This is a genomic window from Achromobacter sp. SD115, assembly GCF_017355315.1.
GTDB lineage: Bacteria > Pseudomonadota > Gammaproteobacteria > Burkholderiales > Burkholderiaceae_B > Achromobacter > Achromobacter xylosoxidans_B.
The window spans coordinates 51,188-69,103 of the sequence record NZ_JADIJM010000025.1; the positions used below are offsets into that span (position 1 = coordinate 51,188).

Consider the following 17,916-nt stretch of genomic DNA (forward strand, 5'->3'; position numbering starts at 1 on the left):
AACCTTGCATAGGCGTGCCACGGCATTCGTGCCGCCCAAAAGGTCAATCTTGCGAGAGTCAGGGTGTAGTTCTTTATTCATTGTCGAATGATAGCCATAGCTAGCTATTTGCACAAGAAATCTTGCGTTCGATGCCAGCCATGGCTTTGATAGCTCGGGCTAGCGTGTACCCATGAAAACACTCTCTGACCGAATGCACGCCGCGCTCATCGCCGCAGGCAAAACCCAAGCGGATTTAGTTCGCGCGACAGGTGCAAAGAGCTCATCTGTAGCCAACTGGGTCGGCGGGCGCACGAAAAATCTGCGGGGGGAGAACCTAGTTATCGTTTCGAGGCTTCTAAACGTATCGGAGGCCTGGCTTGGTGCGGGCGTCGGCCCAAGAGAGCGCTTCAAAGCGGGCTCCTGGCCCCTCCGGTCGATAAGCCCAGAACAATGGGAGACATTGCCGCAGGGGCTTCGAGATCAGGCCGAAAGCTACATAGGCTACTTGCTGGAAAGGCACGCCAGCGGCGAGTCTCCAGACACATCCCTTAATAAATCTACGGTCAAGCCGTTGAAAGAACTAGGAGCAGAGCTTCAGGAAGTCAAAGCGCGACTACGTCACAATGTAACAAAGGATAAAAAAGTTGACGTACTCGAAACTGAAGGTCGTACAAAGCGGAAACGCGCGTCCGGATCAACGCGCTCGTAATGACTGGTGCTATCGGCACACATCCGTGGCGCACGAGGACCAGAAAGACATAGCGGCACACGCCCACGTGGACATCACGCAAGGCGGTGAATTCCGCTACACCATCAAAGCGCCGGAGGACGAGCTCCTCCCTCTCATCACTGCTAGCTACATCATGCTGGGCGAGCTGATAGAACAACTGGGAAAGCAAAAGTAGACGGGAAGGAAGGCGCTGAAACGCCTTAAATGCTAGCCTTGGCTATTGACATGTTTGCTAGTTATGGCTAAATTGGCATTTCGTCATGAAATTTGCTTTTCGTAACCGGCGCGCCTCAAAACGAACCGATGCGAAGCGGCAAATGTTGGATGAAGCCGCTCTTTAACCACCTGAAAACAAATACGCCCTGCGCAACTTCGGCTGTGCAGTGGGGGAGATAGCCGCGAGCGAAAGCTTGGCCCCAGGCATTAAAGAAGCGGCAAGAATCAATGCGCCAGACGAGGCCCGTGAAGCTCGTTAGCAACAGTGCTGACGTACAAATCCGGCCAGGTGCAGAGCCTGGCGGGCGCATTGATCTCGTGCAGTGAATGGAGTTGCTTTCCACCCCTGCTGAAGTGAACCGGCAACCGCAACCGCGAGGCCGGACTTTCAAACGAGCGCCTAAGTAAGACATGCTCCACGTGGCGAATAACGTGTTGGGCGAACACCGGGCAGGGTCTCAACTTGCCCGCGCCGTGCAAGTCGGCAGGAAGCCGCCAACGTTGTGGTATTTCGGCGGCGGCATCCGAATAGGCGTTCAGCAGAATTTTTCCCGGTGTTTAGCTGCTAAACACTTCGAAAGTCGAGCGCTCCGATTCGGATGGCACATGGCTCCATCTCACGTAGGTCTATAGCAGCTCAGCTGTTCATTAACAACGGCATCCTTGGGATGTTGGCGCTCTCTTCGACCGCTATCTCGTATCCGTCTGCATCGCCATCCTGACAGGAGCCATCTCCATGCTGACGAGAGGCATCTTGGTCTGCCGCACATGGTACCGCTCACGCTCGACATGAGTCCGTCAAGCGGGGCTTCCTTCATACGGAAATTCAATGAAAAAACATATGATTATCTGGGGAATCGTATCCGTGATCCTCGCTGCGGGCTATGCGTCGTACGAGTTTTACTCCTCCGCCAAAGAAGACTGCCACAGGCAGGCATACGTAGCCACCACGTTTTGTTCGATCGTGCGGAAGTAAGCCATGGATCGCAAGGTCTACCCGGTTGAAATAACGCTTGGGTCCACTACACGGCCGTACTCGCCAGAGTTTCAAACGGCTGACCAGTTCAAGGAAGGCTGGAAGCGCGTGCTGCTGATGGCACATGGCAAGGCAGAAGTCCGTTGCTCTTGCGGTGGCACGGGACAAAGGCGCCTGTCGATCCATGGCCGTTCGAACTCCGATCGCTTCCACTTAGCCCGCTTTCCCGAAACGGGATCAGAGCACAGCGAAGACTGCGTTTACTACGGCGTAGATCCGAGCATGTCCGGACTCGGATCATATCGACGTGGCGTGGTCCAGGAACTCGATGACGGCGCGGTCAAGATCAAGCTGAAGGTCGGGCTTCAACAGCGTGCGACAGCCGCGCCAGAAGAAGGAGACGCCTCGTCGGCCGCCGCGCCGCCGATGCCTGCGACGCGCCCGCGAGCCGGTCAAGCAAGCATGACGCTACTGGGCCTCCTGCACTTTCTCTGGACACAAGCGGGCCTGCACGCATGGTCGCCAGGCATGGAAGGAAAGCGCAATCTTGGTGTGGTGCATTACCACTTGATGCGCTCGGCCATGACTACCTACGCTGGGCGTGTGCGACTGGCTCAAAACCTCGTGATCGCCACGCCGACCGCGAGTGGGCAGCAAGCTGGACACAACAAGGCTAAGGCCCTGGAGGCGATTACCCAGCGACGGCGCTTGGTTGTAGTGGCACCGCTCGCGCAGCACCAAGAAGGAATGGAAGGCAGCGCTACGCTGCCTATCGCGGGGTTTCATGGAATCCCGTACCTGAACCTCGATGAGAACGTCTGGGAACCGTTGGAGCGCCGCTTTGCCCGAGAAATCGACTCTTGGCGGGCTGGGAATGCCGTCATCGCTGTCGTACAAACTGACCCACCCAAGTCCTCTGGCGGCAGCATGCGCGCGCAGGTTGTCGATATCGCCCTGATGCAGACAACGCGCGACTGGATACCAGTCGATTCAGGCTACGAGGCTCTGGTCGCTGAAAAGCTCGTGGCCGAAAAGCGTCGATTCGAAAAGCCGCTGCGGTTTGATGCTGGCGAGGATGCCGTTTTCCCCGACTTCTGGCTACGCGATACTGACACGCCCACGCCTTTGGAGGTTTGGGGTATGAGCACGCCCGAGTACCAATCTCGAAAGGCAGAAAAAACAGCTCTTTACGATGACAGGTATGGGGAAGATGGATGGTGGTCCTGGAACGCCGGAGCGGGAGATCCAGTTCCGAGTTTCCCCTCATGAACACATAAACGCTGAACCACGGAGATTCACGTCGTGAGCGAATATCTAACAGCATCAGAGCTCGCCGAACTTGTCGGCTGCAAGGCGAACCAACGAGCCGCTATGGCAAATTGGCTCACCGCTAACCGTTGGAGCTACGTCGTGACTATGAAAGGTCTACCGCGCGTGCTTCGCGAATACAGAAACAGAAAGCTAGGTCTTGTTGATGAGCAAAGAACAAAAGCCCGCCTCGAAGCGAGCCCGAACGTCGACGCGTTCCGGCGGCCAGCGAGAACCCACAGGAGTGGCGCGACTCTATAAACGCGTCGGCACGAACGTCGTGTCGTTCTATTACATTCACCCCGACGGCAGGGGCGAAACTCTGGGCAGGGCATCACTCGGCGATAAAGCGGCTATTGAACAGGCCCGTCGCACAGCTATGCGACGGGCCTTAGAAATCCGCGATGGTGCAGTCCTTGCTGGCTCCGTTGCCGAAATGATCGAGAAGTTCCGCGATGAGATCGATTCAACGCACTATGCAGATCAAAGTCAGCACGGGAAGGCACTGAGGCTCGCCGCTTACGAAAATCTGTCTGCCTTTTTTGGAAGAATGGGGCCAAGGACTCTACGCAAACAACACGGCTATCAATATCTGCAAGCGCGGGCCGAAGCAGGTGCGCCCGCTCGCGCAAACAAGGAGCTCTCGCAGCTAGCAACGATTTGCCACTATGGGGTGCGTTGGGACTTGATGGAAGACAACCCGTTCACGGGAATGATGCTCAACAAGACGGAGACGAAAGTCCGCGTGGTCAGTCGACGGCAAGTTTTGAGGTTCTACCTTTGGTCTCTCAAACAGCGCCAGAACTATCGAACGCTGGGCTGCGCGGCGATGTTCACGTATCTCACTGGGTTTCGTGCCGCCGAGGTGCGTCCGTTTACAAAAGACGGCCTCCAACGTGATGGCGTTATCGTCGTCTCCGCAAAACGGAAAAAAGGTGAAGCAGCCTCAGTAAAGCGGCGATACTGGTCTCGACGATTGCGTTGTGTAGTCGAACGCGCCCTACAGCGAGAGGACAAGATCGCTAGCAAATACCTGTTCGCTGCAACCCGCCGGGGCGCTTGCTATTCAAGGTCAGGATGGGGATCTTCTTGGCAAGACGCCATGAACGCTTGGATCAGAGCTCAGGACCAATCTGTGAACGAAACTGACCTCGTCACGGATCATCCGCTCTACTTCTCACTGCTTGATATTCGCCCGGCAGCAGTTTCCCGAAAGTTGGAGATGCAGGCCAAAGACGCATACGACTTCGCCGGTCACGCGAACCCGTCAACGACGCACAAGCACTATGATCGCCGACTGGTGAAAAGTGCCGCAGCAACGGAGTGAATTTAAAACTTCGAATTTCTATTTAAAAATTCACATCGTGAAATGAAAAAAGGCACTTAGCTTTCGCGTAAGTGCCTGATTTCTTTGAATTCTTTGGGGTGGCTGATGGGGCTCGAACCCACGACAACTGGAATCACAATCCAGGACTCTACCAACTGAGCTACAGCCACCTCTGGTACTGCTTTCTTCCTTGCCGCGCCGCTTTGAAAGCTGCTCAACAACGAAGAGGCCGAATTCTAGCACGTTTTTTTGAAGATGTGAAAACGGCCGCCGCTTCCCCACTTGCCAGGGCCGGCCGCCTTGCTATCCTTCGCCATTGATCATCTACGGAGGCCGCGCTTACGCCATCGCCATGGACCGCATACACGCAATCTTGACCGATTATTGGCCCCATCTGGTTTTTGCCATCAGCATCGTGGCCGGGACCGGCGCGGCGGTGCATGCCGCGATGACCAAGCAGGACGTGCGGGCAGCCATCGGCTGGGTGGGGGTGGCGCTGTTTTCGCCGCTGTTCGGCGCGCTGTTCTACTTCGTGGCGGGCATCAACCGGATCCGCAAGACGCGGTTGTCGCAGCAACGCGACGAGGCGATGGTGGTGGATGCGGAGCAGGTCGAGACCGCGCCCGTGGACGTGGCCCCGATCTCGGGCCAGCAGTTCTCGTCGCTGAAGGTGCTGGGCGACCGCGTCAGCCGCTTCCGCCTGCTGGGCGGCAACGCGGTGCGGCCGCTGGCTGGCGGCGACGAGGCCTATCCGGCGATGCTGCAGGCGATCCGCGAAGCGCGCCACGCGGTGGCGATGCAAAGCTACATCTTCGACAACGACGCCATAGGCCGCGAGATGGCGCAGGCGTTGATCGAGGCGCGCGAGCGCGGGGTCGAGGTGCGGGTGCTGATCGACGCCATCGGCTCCAAGTATTCGCGCCCGCCCATCGTGCGCATGCTGTCGCGCGGCGGGGTGCCGGTGGCGCGTTTCATGACCAATCCGCTGGGCGTGCTGCGCATGCCCTATGCCAACCTGCGCAGCCACCGCAAGGTGCTGGTGGTCGATGGACGCGTGGGCTTTACCGGCGGCATGAACGTGCGCGCGGCCTTTGTCAGCGCGCTGGCAGGCGACGGCACCAACCGCGACACCCACTTCCGCGTGGAAGGGCCGATCGTGACGCAGCTGATGTCGGTGTTCGCGCACGACTGGAACTTCACCACCCACGAATCGCTGCCCGCCAAGCCCTGGTTCGATCCCGAGGCCCTGCCGCCCACGGGCGACGTGCCGATGCGCTGCGTGCCGTCAGGCCCCGACCGCGCCCTGGGCAGCACGCACAATATGCTGCTGGGCGCGCTGGCGGTGGCGCAGCGCCATGTACGTATCCAGTCGCCCTACTTCCTGCCCGACCAGACCCTGATCGGCGCGCTGGCCACGGCCGCGCGGCGCGGCGTGGTGGTGGACATCGTGATCCCCGGCAAGAACAATCTGCGGCTGGTCGACTATGCGATGACGGCGCAGTTGGACCAGGTGGTGCGCACGGGCTGCCGGGTCTGGCGCTCGCACGGCGCATTCGACCATTCCAAGCTGATGACGGTGGACGATGCCTGGGCCTATGTGGGCTCGTCCAATCTGGACCCGCGCAGCCTGCGGCTGAATTTCGAGCTGGACACCGAAATCTACGACGCGGGCGTGGCGCGCTGGATCGGCGCGCGGGTCGACGGGTTGATCGCGCAAGGCCGGCGCGAAACGCTGGAGAACCTGCTGCGGGCGCCGTTCGCCAAGCGCCTGCGCAACAAGGTGATCTGGCTGGCCACGCCCTATTTGTGACGATGCCGCCGCAACTACGGTAATCTTGCGCGATGCGCTACGAACTCACCGATCTCCGCCTGTTCCTCGCGATCGCCGAGGCAAAAAGCCTGTCTGGCGGGGCCAACGCCGTGCATTTGACCGCGTCCTCGGCCAGCTACCGGCTGAAGAACCTGGAGTTCGCGATGGGCGTACCGCTATTCAAGCGCGAAGCCCGCGGCATGGAACTGACGGCGGAAGGGACCTTCGTGCTCAAGCATGTGCGCTCACTATTGGCCGGGGTCGAACGCATGCACGGCGAGGTCAGCGGCTTCGCCAGCGGCCTGAAGGGCAGCGTCAAGCTGTTCGCCAACAGCAGCTCCCTCAACGGCTTCATCGTGCCTAGCCTGAGCCGTTTCCTGTCGGCCAATCCCAACGTCAACATCCTGCTTGAAGAGCGTTCCAGCAATACCATCGAGGCGGCCATCGCCGGCCAGGAAGCCGACATCGGCATCTTCGCCGGCCGCGCCAAGTCCGCCGGCGTCAACGCCACGCGCTATGCGGTCGACGAACTGATCATTGCCGCCCCCTTGAACCACCCCGTGGTGGAAAGCTCGCCCGTGCGCTTTCCTGCGGTGCTGGACCTGGATTTCGTCTGCATGAGCCGCACCAGCAGCAACTACGTCTTCTTGTGTGACATGGCCAAGCTTGCCGGCAAGACTCCCAAGGTACGCATCCACGTGCACACTTTCGACGCGGTGCTGTCCATGGTGGAAGCGGGCGTGGGCGTGTCCCTGGTGCCGCGCAGCGTGGCCGCCAATGCGCTGCGCGAGAAGAGGATCGCGGCCGTGGCCCTGAGCGAACCCTGGGCCCTGCGCGAACTGACGCTGGTCACTCAGGCGGGGGTGCCGCCCTCGCCCTTCGTCGAGCAGGTCGCGGGGTACCTGCTCGACGATCCCATCGTGGCGGCCACGCGCGAGCAGGATTGATACTTCGCCAGGAACCAGGCGTCCCGGCGCAGGCCTGACCGGATCAGGCTTTGGCGCGGCGCTTGTTTTCCAGGAATTCGTTCATGAATTTTTGCGGTTCGCCGGTGTTGAACGCCACGGCGAATTCAGCGACGCTGTCCTCGATCCCCTCATCCACCGGCATGGTCTCCCACCGGCGCAACAGCTTCTTCTGCTGACGCAACACGGCCGGCCCCAGCGCGGCGAAGCCTTCCGCCACCTTGCGGACGACGCTGTCCAGCTCGGCCTGAGGCACGGCGGCGTTCACCAGGCCCCAGTCCTGCGCGCGCCGGGCATCGATCAGATCGCCGGTCAGCAGCATCCAGGCGCTGTTGGCGGCGCCGATCAAACGCGGCATGAGCGCCGCATGGATCACCGAGGGTATGCCCACCTTCACTTCGGGCATGCCGAACTGCGCATGATCGGCGCAGATGCGCAGGTCGCAAGCCAGGGCAAACTCCAAGCCGCCCCCCAGGCACCAGCCAGGAATGCGCGCGATGACGGGTGCCGGGAAATGGCGGACGTCATTGCAAAGGTCTCGCAAGTTCGAAATGAAGCGCCGCGCCGTCTGCTCGTCGAGCGCGGCCATTTCCGCGATATCGGCGCCCGCGACGAAGGCGCGGTCGCTGGCGCCGCGCAGCACCAGCACGCGGACCGACGGGTCCGCGCGCAGCCATGCCAGCGCGTTCCGCAGGCCGTCTATCACCGGCGTGCTCAGGATGTTCAACGCGCCGGCGTCCAGCATGGTCAAGGTGGCTATGCCGGACTCCTCGATCTCGGCTCGGGCATGGGGAATGACGTGGGATCTGGTGCTCATGAAACCTCCTTGTTATTGCATCTTCTCGAACTTGATGTCCTCGACCACCGTTTTCCAGTGGCCGTAGGATTGCGCGATCAGCGCGCCGAACTCGTCCCGCGACATCGGACTGGGCACCGCGCCCTGCTTCTCGATGGCGTCCGCGGTCGCCGGATCGGCCAGCGCCTGCCGCACGGCCACGTTCAGTCTGTCCAGCACCGCTGGCGGTGTGCCCGCGGGTGCGGCCAAGCCGAACCAGGAGGGGTTGTTCATGGCCGGCAGGCCAGCCTCGGCGTAGGTCGGCACGTCCGGCAATACCTTGAGCCTGCGCTTGGCCGCCACGGCCAGCGGGCGGATGCGCTGGGCCTGGATCAGCGGATAGGAAGACGGGATGTTGTCGAATACGACTTGCACCTGCCCTGCCACCAGATCATTCAGCGCCGGTCCCAGCCCCTTGTAGGGAACGTGCAGCATGCGGGTCCCGGTGGTCTTCAGAAACAGTTCTCCGTTCATGTGGCTCAAGCCGCCGTTGCCGGACGAGCCAAAGGCGTACTTGTCCGGCGCCGCCTTCAGCAACTGTTGAAACGCCGCCAGGTCCTGCGCGGGCAGCGACGGATTCACCACCAGCACATTGGGCACGTCGGCCAGGTTGCTGATGGGCGCGAAGTCCTTGACCGGATCGTAGGCGCTCCTGGCGTAGACGTTCGGGTTGACCGCATGCGAGCTTTCGACGGCCATCACCAGGGTATAGCCGTCGGCGGGCTGCTTGGCGGCGTAGGCCGAGCCGATGCTGCCGCCAGCGCCCGGCCGGTTCTCGATCACCACGGATTGGCCGAGCTGCTCGCCCAGCTTGCCGCCGACCACGCGGGCGATGATGTCCGTGGTGCCTCCCACGGCATAAGGGACGACCAGCCGGATGGGCCGGTCGGGATATTCGGCGGCCGCCATGGCCGGCAAGACCAGGCAGACGCATGCCGCCAGGCGGAATTGGGAAAGTTTCATTGTTTTGTCTCCTCGGGGGGTATTACTGCAATGCGGGATCCGGCAGCACCGCCGCCGTGTGTTCGCCCAACAGCGGCGGCGCCGCCCCCAACGCGTCGGCGGGGGTGCCGGCCAGCATGGGATTGCGCACCAGGCGCACCTCTCCCAGGGCAGGATGATTGGCGGTCTGCAGCAATCCGCGATGCAGCACCTGCGGATGCGCGAAGACCTCGTCCAAGGTGTGTATCGGCCCCCAGGGCACGCCCGCCGCGTCGAAGGCGTCCGTCCAGCGCTTGCGCGCCGCGGCCGCCAAGGTTTCGGCGATCAGCGGCCGCAGGCTGTCCATATGGGCCAGGCGTGCGCTGTTGGTCGCGTAGCGCGCATCGGCCGCCCATTCGGGATGGCCGGCCACGCCGCTGAAGCGCGCGAACTGGCCGTCGTTGCCTATCGCCAGGATCAGGTGGCCGTCGGCGCAGGCGAAGACCTCGTAGGGCGCGCAGTTCGGATGCGCGTTGCCGCTGCGCTTGGGCGCCTCGCCCGATACCAGGTAATTGGCTCCCTGGTTGGCATTGAGCGCCACCGCGACGTCAAGCAAGCAAATGTCCAGCGGCATGCCTTGTCCGGTCTGGTCGCGCTGGCGCAAGGCGGCAAGCACTGCGGAGGTGGCGTACATGCCCGTCATCAGGTCCACCACCGCGACGCCGGTGCGCAGCGGCCCCGCGCCGGGCGTGCCATCGGGCTGCCCCGTGTAGCTCATCAGTCCTCCCATGCCCTGGAATACGTAGTCGTACCCCGGCTTGCCCGCCAGCGGGCCGGACTGGCCATAGCCGGTGATGGACAGATAGATGAGCCGCGGGTTGATGCGCGCCAGCGAGGCATAGTCGAGCCCGTACTTGCGCAGGCCGCCAGCCTTGTAGTTCTCGACCAGGATGTCGGCATCGGCGACCAGTTCACGCACACGGGCGGCGCCTGCCTCGGTGGCGAAGTCGATGGCGACGGACTGCTTGCCGCGGTTGCAGGCCATGAAGTAGGCCGACATCGAGGCCCCGCCGTCCGCGGACCGCAGGTCTGGCGGCCCCCAGCCACGCGTATCGTCGCCGCGGTCGGGATGCTCCACCTTGACGACCTGCGCGCCCAGGTCCGACAGGTTCTGCGTGCACCATGGGCCCGCGAGGATGCGCGACAGGTCGACGACTTTGACGCCGCGCAAGGCATTGTGAAGCATAGTTTCTCCGTGATTCAGGCGATCCGGAAAAGTATGCAGGCCGCCTTGCGCGGTGAGGAGTCGAATGTTTCGAACGCTGTGTTCGTCGGCATTCAAGCGGCCGGCGCGCCCTGTGGACCGGCGCAGTCCTTTAGAAAACCGCGAAAGTTGGGTTCGAATATTTCGGATGGAGTAATGCGCAGGCCGCCTCCATACTGGCCGCACGGAGGCGTGGCGGCAGTCGCGCCGCCTTGACGACAAGACTCCAGGAGACAACCATGATCCGCAATATCCTGCGACGCGGCGCGCTCGGCGCGCTGCTCGCAAGCAGCCTGGCGGCGGGCGCCGCCCATGCCGCGTATCCCGACCATCCCGTCACCGTCGTGGTGGCCTTTGCCCCCGGCGGCATGACCGACATCGTCGCCCGCCTGCTGTCGGCGGAACTGGGCAAACGCTTCAACCAGACCTTCGTGGTCGAGAACAAGCCGGGCGCTGCCGGACAGATAGGCACGGAACTGGTCGCGCGCCAGAAGAACGACGGCTACACCCTGCTGGTCAGCGCCACCGGGCATGTGATCGGCCCGGCGGTCAACGACAAGGTCCGCTATGACCCGATCAAGGACTTCGAACCCATCTCGATCCTCGCCCGCGCGCCGAATCTGGTGGTGGTCAACGCGGGCCTGCCGATCAAGACCATCCCCGAATTCCTCAGCTGGGGCAAGTCGCAGCCTGGCGTGCCGTATGGTTCGGCGGGATTCGGTGGATCCACCCATCTGGGCGGCGAATGGTTGAAGAAGATTACCGGCGTGCCGATGGAACACGTGCCCTACAAGGGCGCGTCGCCGGCCACCAATGCGGTCGTTTCGGGCGAACTCAAGGTCGCGGTGCAGGACGCGATGAGCGTGGCGCCCTTCATCAAGTCCGGACAGCTGCGTCCCATCGGCGTCGCGAGCGCCGAACGCAGCAAGCTGTTCCCGGATCTGCCCACCTTCGCGGAATCGGGCGCGCCCGGCCTGGACGTCTACACCTGGCTGGGCTTCTACGCGCCTGCAGGCACGGATCCGGCCATCGTGGCCAAGCTGAACGAAGCCACCAACCAGATCATGAACTCGCCCGAAATGGTTCAGCGCCTGGCCGGACAGAACAGCGAGCCGCTGGGCCCGATGACGCCGAAACAGGTAAGCGGCTTTGTCGCGGACGAAACCGCCAAATGGCGCAACGTGGTTCAGACCACCGGCGTCAAGGTGGAATAGGCGCAGCCGAGGCGGTGCTGGCCGCCCTTGCGGCCGGCGCGGCCGCTAGTGTCTCGTTTCGTACCTGCGGGACGGGACGCTAGCCGTCCGACGCCGGCGCCGACGCCGCGCGCACGGCAAACACCGCGTTGGCCTTGAGCATGACGCGGCCTTCCACCTGCAGCAGGCAAGTGGCGTAGATCAGGCGCTTGCCCTGCTTGTCGATCTGGACGCGCGCCTCGAGCCAGTCGCCGGGCTTGACGGGGTTCATGTACTCCACCGACATCTGCACGGTGACAACCGACACCTGCGCCTGAGTGGCGATGGTATGCCCCAGCGCGCTGTCGGCCAGGGTAGCCAGCAATCCGCCGTGGGCAATGGCATGCATATTCGTGTGGGCCAGGCCCAGGCGCAACGCGAGCACATTGTCGCTGTCGCGCTTGTACAGCGCGCCAAGTTCGGCAAGATGCGCCATGAAGGGACTGCTCGGGCGCCAGGGCGCAAAACCGGAAGGTATGGAGTCTGTCATGGCTGGGATTTATGTCTGGGGGAATACAGTATCGCAAAGAAGGCCGCGGCCGGCATGACGCCGGGCGCGGCCGTGGCCATGGCGCGGACGCGTCAGAATGCGGTCCTGCCCTCTTTCACCAGCCGCTCGAGCAGCGGTGCGGGCGTCCAATGTTCGCCGTGATCGCGCTGCAATGCCCGGATTTTCTCCAGCGTCCCGGCCAGCCCCAGGGTCTGGGCGTAGAACATGGGGCCGCCGCGCGCGCCCGGAAAGCCGTAACCGTGGACATAGACCACATCCACGTCCGAGGCGCGCTGCGCGATGCCTTCGTCGATGATGCGCGCCCCTTCGTTGGCCAGCGCCAGCATGCAGCGCTCGACGATCTCCTCGTCGCTGACCGGCCGCCGCGCGATGCCGGCCTCGCGCGCGCATGCCTCGATGATGCCGTCCACCACGGGATCAGGCAGCGGCTGGCGGCTGCCCGGCTCGTAGCGGTAATACCCTGCCTGGGTCTTCTGGCCGAAGCGGCCCAGTTCGCAGATGCGGTCCGCAACCTTGGAATAGCGCAGATGCGCGGGACGGGTGGGCGCCAGCCGCTTGCGCGTGGCCCAGTTGATGTCCATGCCCGCCAGGTCGGCCATGGCCAACGGCCCCATGGCCATGCCGAAGCGCGTAAGCGCGCCATCGATCTGCTGCGGGCTGGCCCCTTCTTCCAGCAGGAAGCCCGCCTCGCGCCAGTATCCCGTCAGCATGCGATTGCCGACGAAGCCTTCGCATACGCCGACCAGCACCGGAATCTTGCCGATTTGCTGCGCCACCGCCATGCAGGTGGCGATGACGTCCGCGCCGGTGCGTGCGCCGCGCACCACTTCAAGCAGCTTCATGACGTTGGCCGGGCTGAAGAAATGCAGGCCTATCACCGCCTCGGGGCGCGCCGTGCAGGCCGCTATCTCGTCTATGTTCAGGCGCGAGGTATTGGTGGCCAGGATCGCGCCGGGTTTGCACACGGCGTCCAACTGCCGGAATACGGTCTGCTTGACCGCCATGTCCTCGAACACGGCTTCGATGACGAGATCCGCCTGCGCCAGGTCCTGCATGTCCAGACTGGGAGCAATGCGCGCAATCCGGGCTTCGAGGCCAGCGGCATCGAGCTTGCCCTTGGCGGCGGTGATTTCGTAGTTCTTGCGGATCAGGGACATGCCGCGGTCCAGTGCCGCCTGCTCGCGCTCGTACAGCGTCACGTCGTAGCCCGCATTGGCAAACGCCATGGCGATACCGCCACCCATGGTGCCGGCCCCCAGAATGCCGACGCGGCCAATCCGGCCCGCGCTGCCGCCACCAGCGACGCGCGGCGCTTCCTTCTCGGCGAAGAACAAGTGGCGCAGCGCCTTGGAGGCATCGCCCTCCACCAGCGTGTCGAACAGGCGGCGCTCTTCATCCAGCCCCGGCTCGACAGGCAGGCGCGTGGCGGCCTCCAGGCAATCGATGACTGCGCGCTGCGCAATGGCGTTGCGCGCCTTGGGATTGACGCCGGCCCGCGCCGCAGCGAAATCCACGCCGCCCGCGTCCAAGGCGCGGCGCGCAGCAAGCGGATGCGAGTCTTGCGCGGCACGCTCACGCGCATAAGTCAGCGCAAAATCCAGCAGATCGCCTTCGGCGACCGCATCGACCAGCCCGGCCGCCATGGCCGCCGTGGCATCCATGGGCTTGCCGGACTGAATCATGTCGAGCGCGCGCGGCACGCCTATCAATCGTGGCAGGCGCTGCGTGCCGCCGCCGCCAGGCACCAGGCCGAGGTTCACTTCAGGCAGCCCCATCCTGGAACCCGCCTGCGCGACGCGGTAGTGGCATCCCAGAGCCAGTTCCAGCCCGCCGCCCAAGGCGAAGCCATGGATGGCGGCCACCACCGGCTTGGCGGATGCCTCGACCGCGGCGATGACATCGCGCAGCATGGGCTTGGCGGTGGCGGCAGGCGTATTGAACTGGCGGATATCGGCGCCGCCGCAGAACGCCTTGCCGGCGCCGGCGATGACGATGGCGTCCACGCCTTCATCGGCCAGCGCCAGGGCCAGCCCCGCATGGATGCCGCTGCGCACGGTATCGCCCAGGCCGTTGACGGGCGGGTTATCAAGCAAGATCACGGCCACTCGTCCCTGCAGGACGTAGCGGGTGGTTGGGGATAGGTCGCGGGACGGCGACGCGGCGGGCAAGTTCATGGTGTACCTCGTTCAGCGGCGCGGCTCAGGCCGTCGCCAGCCGTTGATAGCGGTTGAGATGATGCCGGGTGTCGCCCAGCGTGTATTCGATAGCCAGCAGCCGCTTGACGTAATGGCCTGCCGGAAGCTCGTCGGTCATGCCCATGCCCCCATGCAGCTGGATGCTTTGTTGGCTGATATAGCGCGCGGCCGCGCCACAACTGGCCTTGGCGGCGGATACCAGCCGCGCCCATCGGCGCACCTCGGATTGCGCCGCGCCTGCCGCCAGCCAGGTCAGCGAACGCGCCTGTTCCAGCGCCAGCAGCATGTCCGCCAGCCGGTGCTGCACCGCCTGGAAGCGGCCGACGGGCTGGCCGAACTGGCGACGTTCAGCGACGTGGTCACGGGTGGCATTCAGCAGCGCTTGCATGGCCCCCAACGCTTCCGCGCACAGCGCCACGCGCGTGGCGTCGGCCGCGAACGCCAGGGCATCGACTGCCGGACCCAGCCGCGCGGCGCTGTCGACGCGGCAGTCCTTCAGCCTGATGTCCGCGTAGGGGCGGCCGTCCAGGCCGGGCGCGCCCTGGCGTTCCAGGCCGGGCGTGTCGGCTTCGACCAGGAACACTGCCGCCCCCGCTTCGTCGCTGGCGGTGACCAGCAGTTGCCGGACGCCCGCGCCATAGGGGATGCGCCGCTTCACGCCGTTCAGTACCCAGCCGCCACTTTCGCGCACCGCGGTCACGCTCAGATCGCCACTCGGCCAATCCGCATCTGGTTCCGCATGAGCCAGCAACGGCGCGGCTCCTTGCGCGATGCCGGCCAACAAGGCGCCTACCCGTTCGCCTTGCGGCAGGCGTGCCAGCAGTTGGCCGCAAAGCAGCGCGCTGGCGTCGTAGGGTTCGACCACCAGATGACGCCCGAAGCGCTGCATCAGCACGCACAAGTCCCCGAGCCCGCCATCCATCCCGCCTGCCGATGCCGGCAACCCCAAGCCCAGCAGGCCCATGTCGGCAAAGGCGCGCCAGTGCGGCGAGGCCTCGGGGTCCGCATCGCCCGGCAACGCGGCCCGGGCGGCGGGTGGCGGATACTCCCCCTGGAGGTACCGTCCGACGGCGTCATCGAGCGCGCGCTGATCTGCGCTCAGGTCGTCGGCTTCGCCCAACGCAAGCTTGGCGATGATGTTCTTCTGCACCTCGTCCGTTCCGCCGTAGATCGAGATCTTGCGCAGATTGAGATAGAAGCCGGGCATGGCTTCCAGTTCTTCCTCCAGGGTCGGGTCGCCTTGCGTATAGTCTCGCTCCAGCGCATCCGGGCGATAGGCGAGCGCGTGCGCGCCGGCCGCGTCGACCTGCGCTTCGCTGATGCGCTGCGCCAGCGTGGACCCCAGGTACTTCAGTATCGAAGCTTCCGCGCCATGCCCGGCACCGCGCTGGTCGCGCGCAATCAGCCGCAGGTTGGTCTGCTCCAGGGCCAGCGTATCGATCTCCAACTGCGCCAGCCGCTGCGCGAATACGGGATCTTCGGCCAGAGGACGGCCGTCCACCTTGCGTTGGACCGCCAGCCGCTGCAGATGGCCAAGTTCGCGCTTGGCGCGCCCCACCCGGGCGGCGCCGAAACGCTCGTGCGACAACAGGTACTTCGCGTATGTCCAGCCATGATCCACCTCGCCGACCAGATGCGAGGCAGGCACCACGACCTCATCGAGGAAGACCTCGTTGATCTCTACTCCGCCGTCCAGCGTCCGGATGGGGCGCAACGATACGCCGGGACTGCGCATGTCGATGAGCAGAAAGGAAATGCCTTCTTGCGCCTTGGCCTCGGGGTTGGTCCGCGCCAGGCAGAACATCATGTCGGCGTACTGGGCGTAGGTGGTCCAGGTTTTCTGGCCGTTCACCACGAAGCCATCGCCCTCGCGGCGCGCGCGGGTGCTCAGCGCGGCGAGGTCGGAACCCGCACCCGGTTCGGAATAGCCCTGGCACCACCAATCCTGCCCGCTGAGGATGCGCGGCAGGAAGTAGCTTTTCTGCCAGGCCGAGCCATGGGCCATGATGACGGGCGCCACCATGCGCAATCCGAATGGCACGGTTTCGGGTGCGCCCGCCAGGGCGCATTCCTCGTCGAACAGGTTGCGCTGTTCGATGCTCCAGGCGGCCCCGCCATGCTCGGCGGGCCAGTTCGGCGCGACCCAGCCGCGCTCGTTCAAGATGCGGTGCCAGCGCAGGAAGTCCTGCTTGTCCAGCCGCTGATGATCCATCACCTTGCGCCTGAGGTCGGTGGGCAGGCGTTCTTGCAGGAATGCGCGGACTTCGCGGCGAAAGTCCTCGAGGGAGCAATCAAGCGGCATCGGGCAGATCCTCCGCGAAGCGCAGCGGCGCGTCGGTCGCCGCCTGCAGGGTTACGCGGGTGAGGCCCGGCGCCATGTTGCGCACCAGGAATCCCTCGGGCGTGACGTCGAGCGTGGCGAGGTCGGTATAGACCCGGTCCACGCATGCCGCGCCCGTCAACGGCAGGTCGCATAGCCGGCGCAGCCGCGAGCGGCCGTCGCGGGTAAGGTGTTCCATCAGCACGTGGACCCGTTTGGCGCCCACGGCCAGGTCCATGGCGCCGCCCACCGCCGCGGCCACGCCGGGCTGTCCCAGCGACCAATTGGCCAGGTCGCCGGTTTCCGACACCTGGTAGGCCCCGAGGATGCAGTAGTCCAGATGCCCCCCGCGCATCATGGCGAAGGAATCCGCATGATTGAAAAAGCTGCCGCCCGCAGCCATGGCGATGCTCTGCTTGGCCGCGTTGGTCAGGTCGGGATCGACCGGATCAGTCTCTGCGCGTGCGCGCATACCGAGTATGCCGTTCTCGCTATGGACGATGACGCCGTGCTCCGGCCTCCAGTAGTCGAGCGCCATGACGGGCAAGCCGATGCCCAGATTGACGTAGGAGCCGGGAGGGATGTCCGCCGCCGCGCGGCGCGCGATGTCCTCGCGGGAATATCGTTCGATCATTGCAAGGCTCCAGTCAATTGGGCGTCGGGAATGCGCAGCACGCGCTGCACGAAGATGCCGGGCGTGACGATGTGCTCCGGATCCAGCCCGCCCACCTGCGCCAGGGCATGAACCTGGACGACGGCGGTCGCCGCCGCCATGCACATCAACGGACCGAAGTTGCGCCCCGCCTTGCGATAGATCAGGTTGCCCAGGGGATCCGCGCAATACGCCTTCACCAGCGCGTAGTCGGCGTGCAGGGGTTCCTCGAACACGTGCCCCACGCCTTTGATCATCCGTGTCTCCTTGCCTTCGGCCAACAGCGTGCCGTAGCCGGTGGGGGTGAAGAAACCACCCAGGCCCGAGCCCGCCGCCCGCAGGCGCTCGGCCAGGGTCCCTTGCGGCACGCACTCGTAGTCGATCAAGCCGTCGGCGTAGGCCGATTCGAACGCCTGGGACTCCGCGCCGCGTGGATACGAGGCGATCAGCTTGCGCACGCGGCCCAACCGGATCAGCCGCGCCAGCCCGCTGTCCCGGGCGCCGCTGTTGTTGCACACCACGGTCAGCTCACGCGCGCCTTGCTCCACCAGTGCATCGAGCAATTCGACGGGTTGGCCGGACAGGCCGAAACCGCTGACCAGGACGGTGGCGCCGTCCGGAATGTCTCCTACCGCCTGCGCGGCGCGATCTACTGTCTTGTTCATCGTGGCG

General features: G+C 64.2%; 15 protein-coding genes, 1 tRNA gene and 1 pseudogene. 7 read left to right on the top strand and 10 right to left on the bottom strand.

Translation table 11 applies throughout. The features are described from left to right. Positions 1-626: 626 nt before the first annotated feature. The 4 genes from IPU70_RS27220 to IPU70_RS27235 all read left to right on the top strand — a co-directional run bounded on the left by IPU70_RS27220 (position 627) and on the right by IPU70_RS27235 (position 4,539). Complete coding sequence (locus IPU70_RS27220; RefSeq protein ID WP_207472385.1) at positions 627-887, top strand: hypothetical protein; 261 nt, start codon at positions 627-629, stop codon at positions 885-887. Positions 888-1,907: 1,020 nt separating this feature from the next. After that, the gene (locus IPU70_RS27225) at positions 1,908-3,173 is read left to right on the top strand and encodes a DUF1173 family protein (RefSeq protein ID WP_207472386.1); all 1,266 of its coding nucleotides are present in this window, start codon (positions 1,908-1,910) and stop codon (positions 3,171-3,173) included. A 33-nt stretch (positions 3,174-3,206) separates the two neighbouring features. Further along, positions 3,207-3,473 (top strand): DUF4224 domain-containing protein, encoded by a 267-nt coding sequence (locus IPU70_RS33120; RefSeq protein ID WP_207472387.1) that lies wholly within the window; start codon positions 3,207-3,209, stop codon positions 3,471-3,473. Then, positions 3,379-4,539: a hypothetical protein gene (locus tag IPU70_RS27235; protein WP_207472430.1), complete on the top strand. Its 1,161-nt coding sequence runs from the start codon at positions 3,379-3,381 to the stop codon at positions 4,537-4,539. The genes IPU70_RS33120 and IPU70_RS27235 overlap by 95 nt, the downstream gene beginning before the upstream one ends. Positions 4,540-4,633: 94 nt before the next feature. On the opposite strand, the gene IPU70_RS27240 is transcribed toward IPU70_RS27235, so the two are convergent. Next, positions 4,634-4,709 (bottom strand) — tRNA-His (locus IPU70_RS27240). 182 nt (positions 4,710-4,891) lie between these two features. On the opposite strand from IPU70_RS27240, the gene cls reads away from it, so the two are divergent. Together cls and IPU70_RS27250 are read left to right on the top strand one after the other, a co-directional pair. Further along, positions 4,892-6,349 carry a cardiolipin synthase gene (cls, locus tag IPU70_RS27245; RefSeq protein ID WP_207472388.1) on the top strand — a complete coding sequence of 486 codons (1,458 nt, stop codon included), beginning with the start codon at positions 4,892-4,894 and terminating at the stop codon, positions 6,347-6,349. A 32-nt stretch (positions 6,350-6,381) separates the two neighbouring features. Further along, positions 6,382-7,296 (top strand): LysR family transcriptional regulator, encoded by a 915-nt coding sequence (locus IPU70_RS27250; protein ID WP_207472389.1) that lies wholly within the window; start codon positions 6,382-6,384, stop codon positions 7,294-7,296. Between the two features lie 43 nt (positions 7,297-7,339). Here IPU70_RS27250 and IPU70_RS27255 read toward each other — a convergent pair whose 3' ends face one another. The 3 genes from IPU70_RS27255 to IPU70_RS27265 are packed head-to-tail and all read right to left on the bottom strand — an operon-like array spanning position 7,340 to position 10,316. After that, on the bottom strand, positions 7,340-8,131 hold the full coding sequence (locus tag IPU70_RS27255; RefSeq protein WP_207472390.1) for an enoyl-CoA hydratase: 792 nt from the start codon (positions 8,129-8,131) through the stop codon (positions 7,340-7,342). 12 nt (positions 8,132-8,143) lie between these two features. Then, the gene (locus IPU70_RS27260; RefSeq protein WP_207472391.1) at positions 8,144-9,112 is read right to left on the bottom strand and encodes a tripartite tricarboxylate transporter substrate binding protein; all 969 of its coding nucleotides are present in this window, start codon (positions 9,110-9,112) and stop codon (positions 8,144-8,146) included. Positions 9,113-9,134: 22 nt separating this feature from the next. Then, positions 9,135-10,316 carry a CaiB/BaiF CoA-transferase family protein gene (locus tag IPU70_RS27265; RefSeq protein ID WP_207472392.1) on the bottom strand — a complete coding sequence of 394 codons (1,182 nt, stop codon included), beginning with the start codon at positions 10,314-10,316 and terminating at the stop codon, positions 9,135-9,137. Positions 10,317-10,573: 257 nt separating this feature from the next. Between IPU70_RS27265 and IPU70_RS27270 the strand changes: the two genes are divergently transcribed. Beyond that, positions 10,574-11,548, top strand: a complete 975-nt coding sequence (locus IPU70_RS27270) for a tripartite tricarboxylate transporter substrate binding protein (RefSeq protein WP_207472393.1) — start codon at positions 10,574-10,576, stop codon at positions 11,546-11,548. 79 nt (positions 11,549-11,627) lie between these two features. On the opposite strand, the gene IPU70_RS27275 is transcribed toward IPU70_RS27270, so the two are convergent. The 6 genes and pseudogenes from IPU70_RS27275 to IPU70_RS27295 all read right to left on the bottom strand — a co-directional run bounded on the left by IPU70_RS27275 (position 11,628) and on the right by IPU70_RS27295 (position 17,909). Beyond that, a complete protein-coding gene (locus tag IPU70_RS27275) occupies positions 11,628-12,056 on the bottom strand; it encodes a PaaI family thioesterase (protein WP_207472394.1) in 429 nt (142 codons plus the stop codon). Positions 12,057-12,148: 92 nt separating this feature from the next. Then, the gene (locus tag IPU70_RS27280) at positions 12,149-14,251 is read right to left on the bottom strand and encodes a 3-hydroxyacyl-CoA dehydrogenase NAD-binding domain-containing protein (RefSeq protein ID WP_207472395.1); all 2,103 of its coding nucleotides are present in this window, start codon (positions 14,249-14,251) and stop codon (positions 12,149-12,151) included. 25 nt (positions 14,252-14,276) lie between these two features. Beyond that, on the bottom strand, positions 14,277-15,392 hold the full coding sequence (locus IPU70_RS32895; RefSeq protein WP_242702728.1) for an acyl-CoA dehydrogenase family protein: 1,116 nt from the start codon (positions 15,390-15,392) through the stop codon (positions 14,277-14,279). Next, positions 15,387-16,574: pseudogene (locus tag IPU70_RS32900) on the bottom strand (acyl-CoA dehydrogenase family protein); the annotation flags it as partial. The pseudogene IPU70_RS32900 and the gene IPU70_RS32895, both read right to left, overlap by 6 nt. After that, a complete protein-coding gene (locus IPU70_RS27290) occupies positions 16,564-17,226 on the bottom strand; it encodes a 3-oxoacid CoA-transferase subunit B (protein WP_207472397.1) in 663 nt (220 codons plus the stop codon). The pseudogene IPU70_RS32900 and the gene IPU70_RS27290, both read right to left, overlap by 11 nt. Then, positions 17,223-17,909 (bottom strand): 3-oxoacid CoA-transferase subunit A, encoded by a 687-nt coding sequence (locus tag IPU70_RS27295; protein WP_242702723.1) that lies wholly within the window; start codon positions 17,907-17,909, stop codon positions 17,223-17,225. Before IPU70_RS27295 ends, IPU70_RS27290 begins: the two co-directional genes overlap by 4 nt. Between the last annotated feature and the right edge of the window lie 7 nt (positions 17,910-17,916).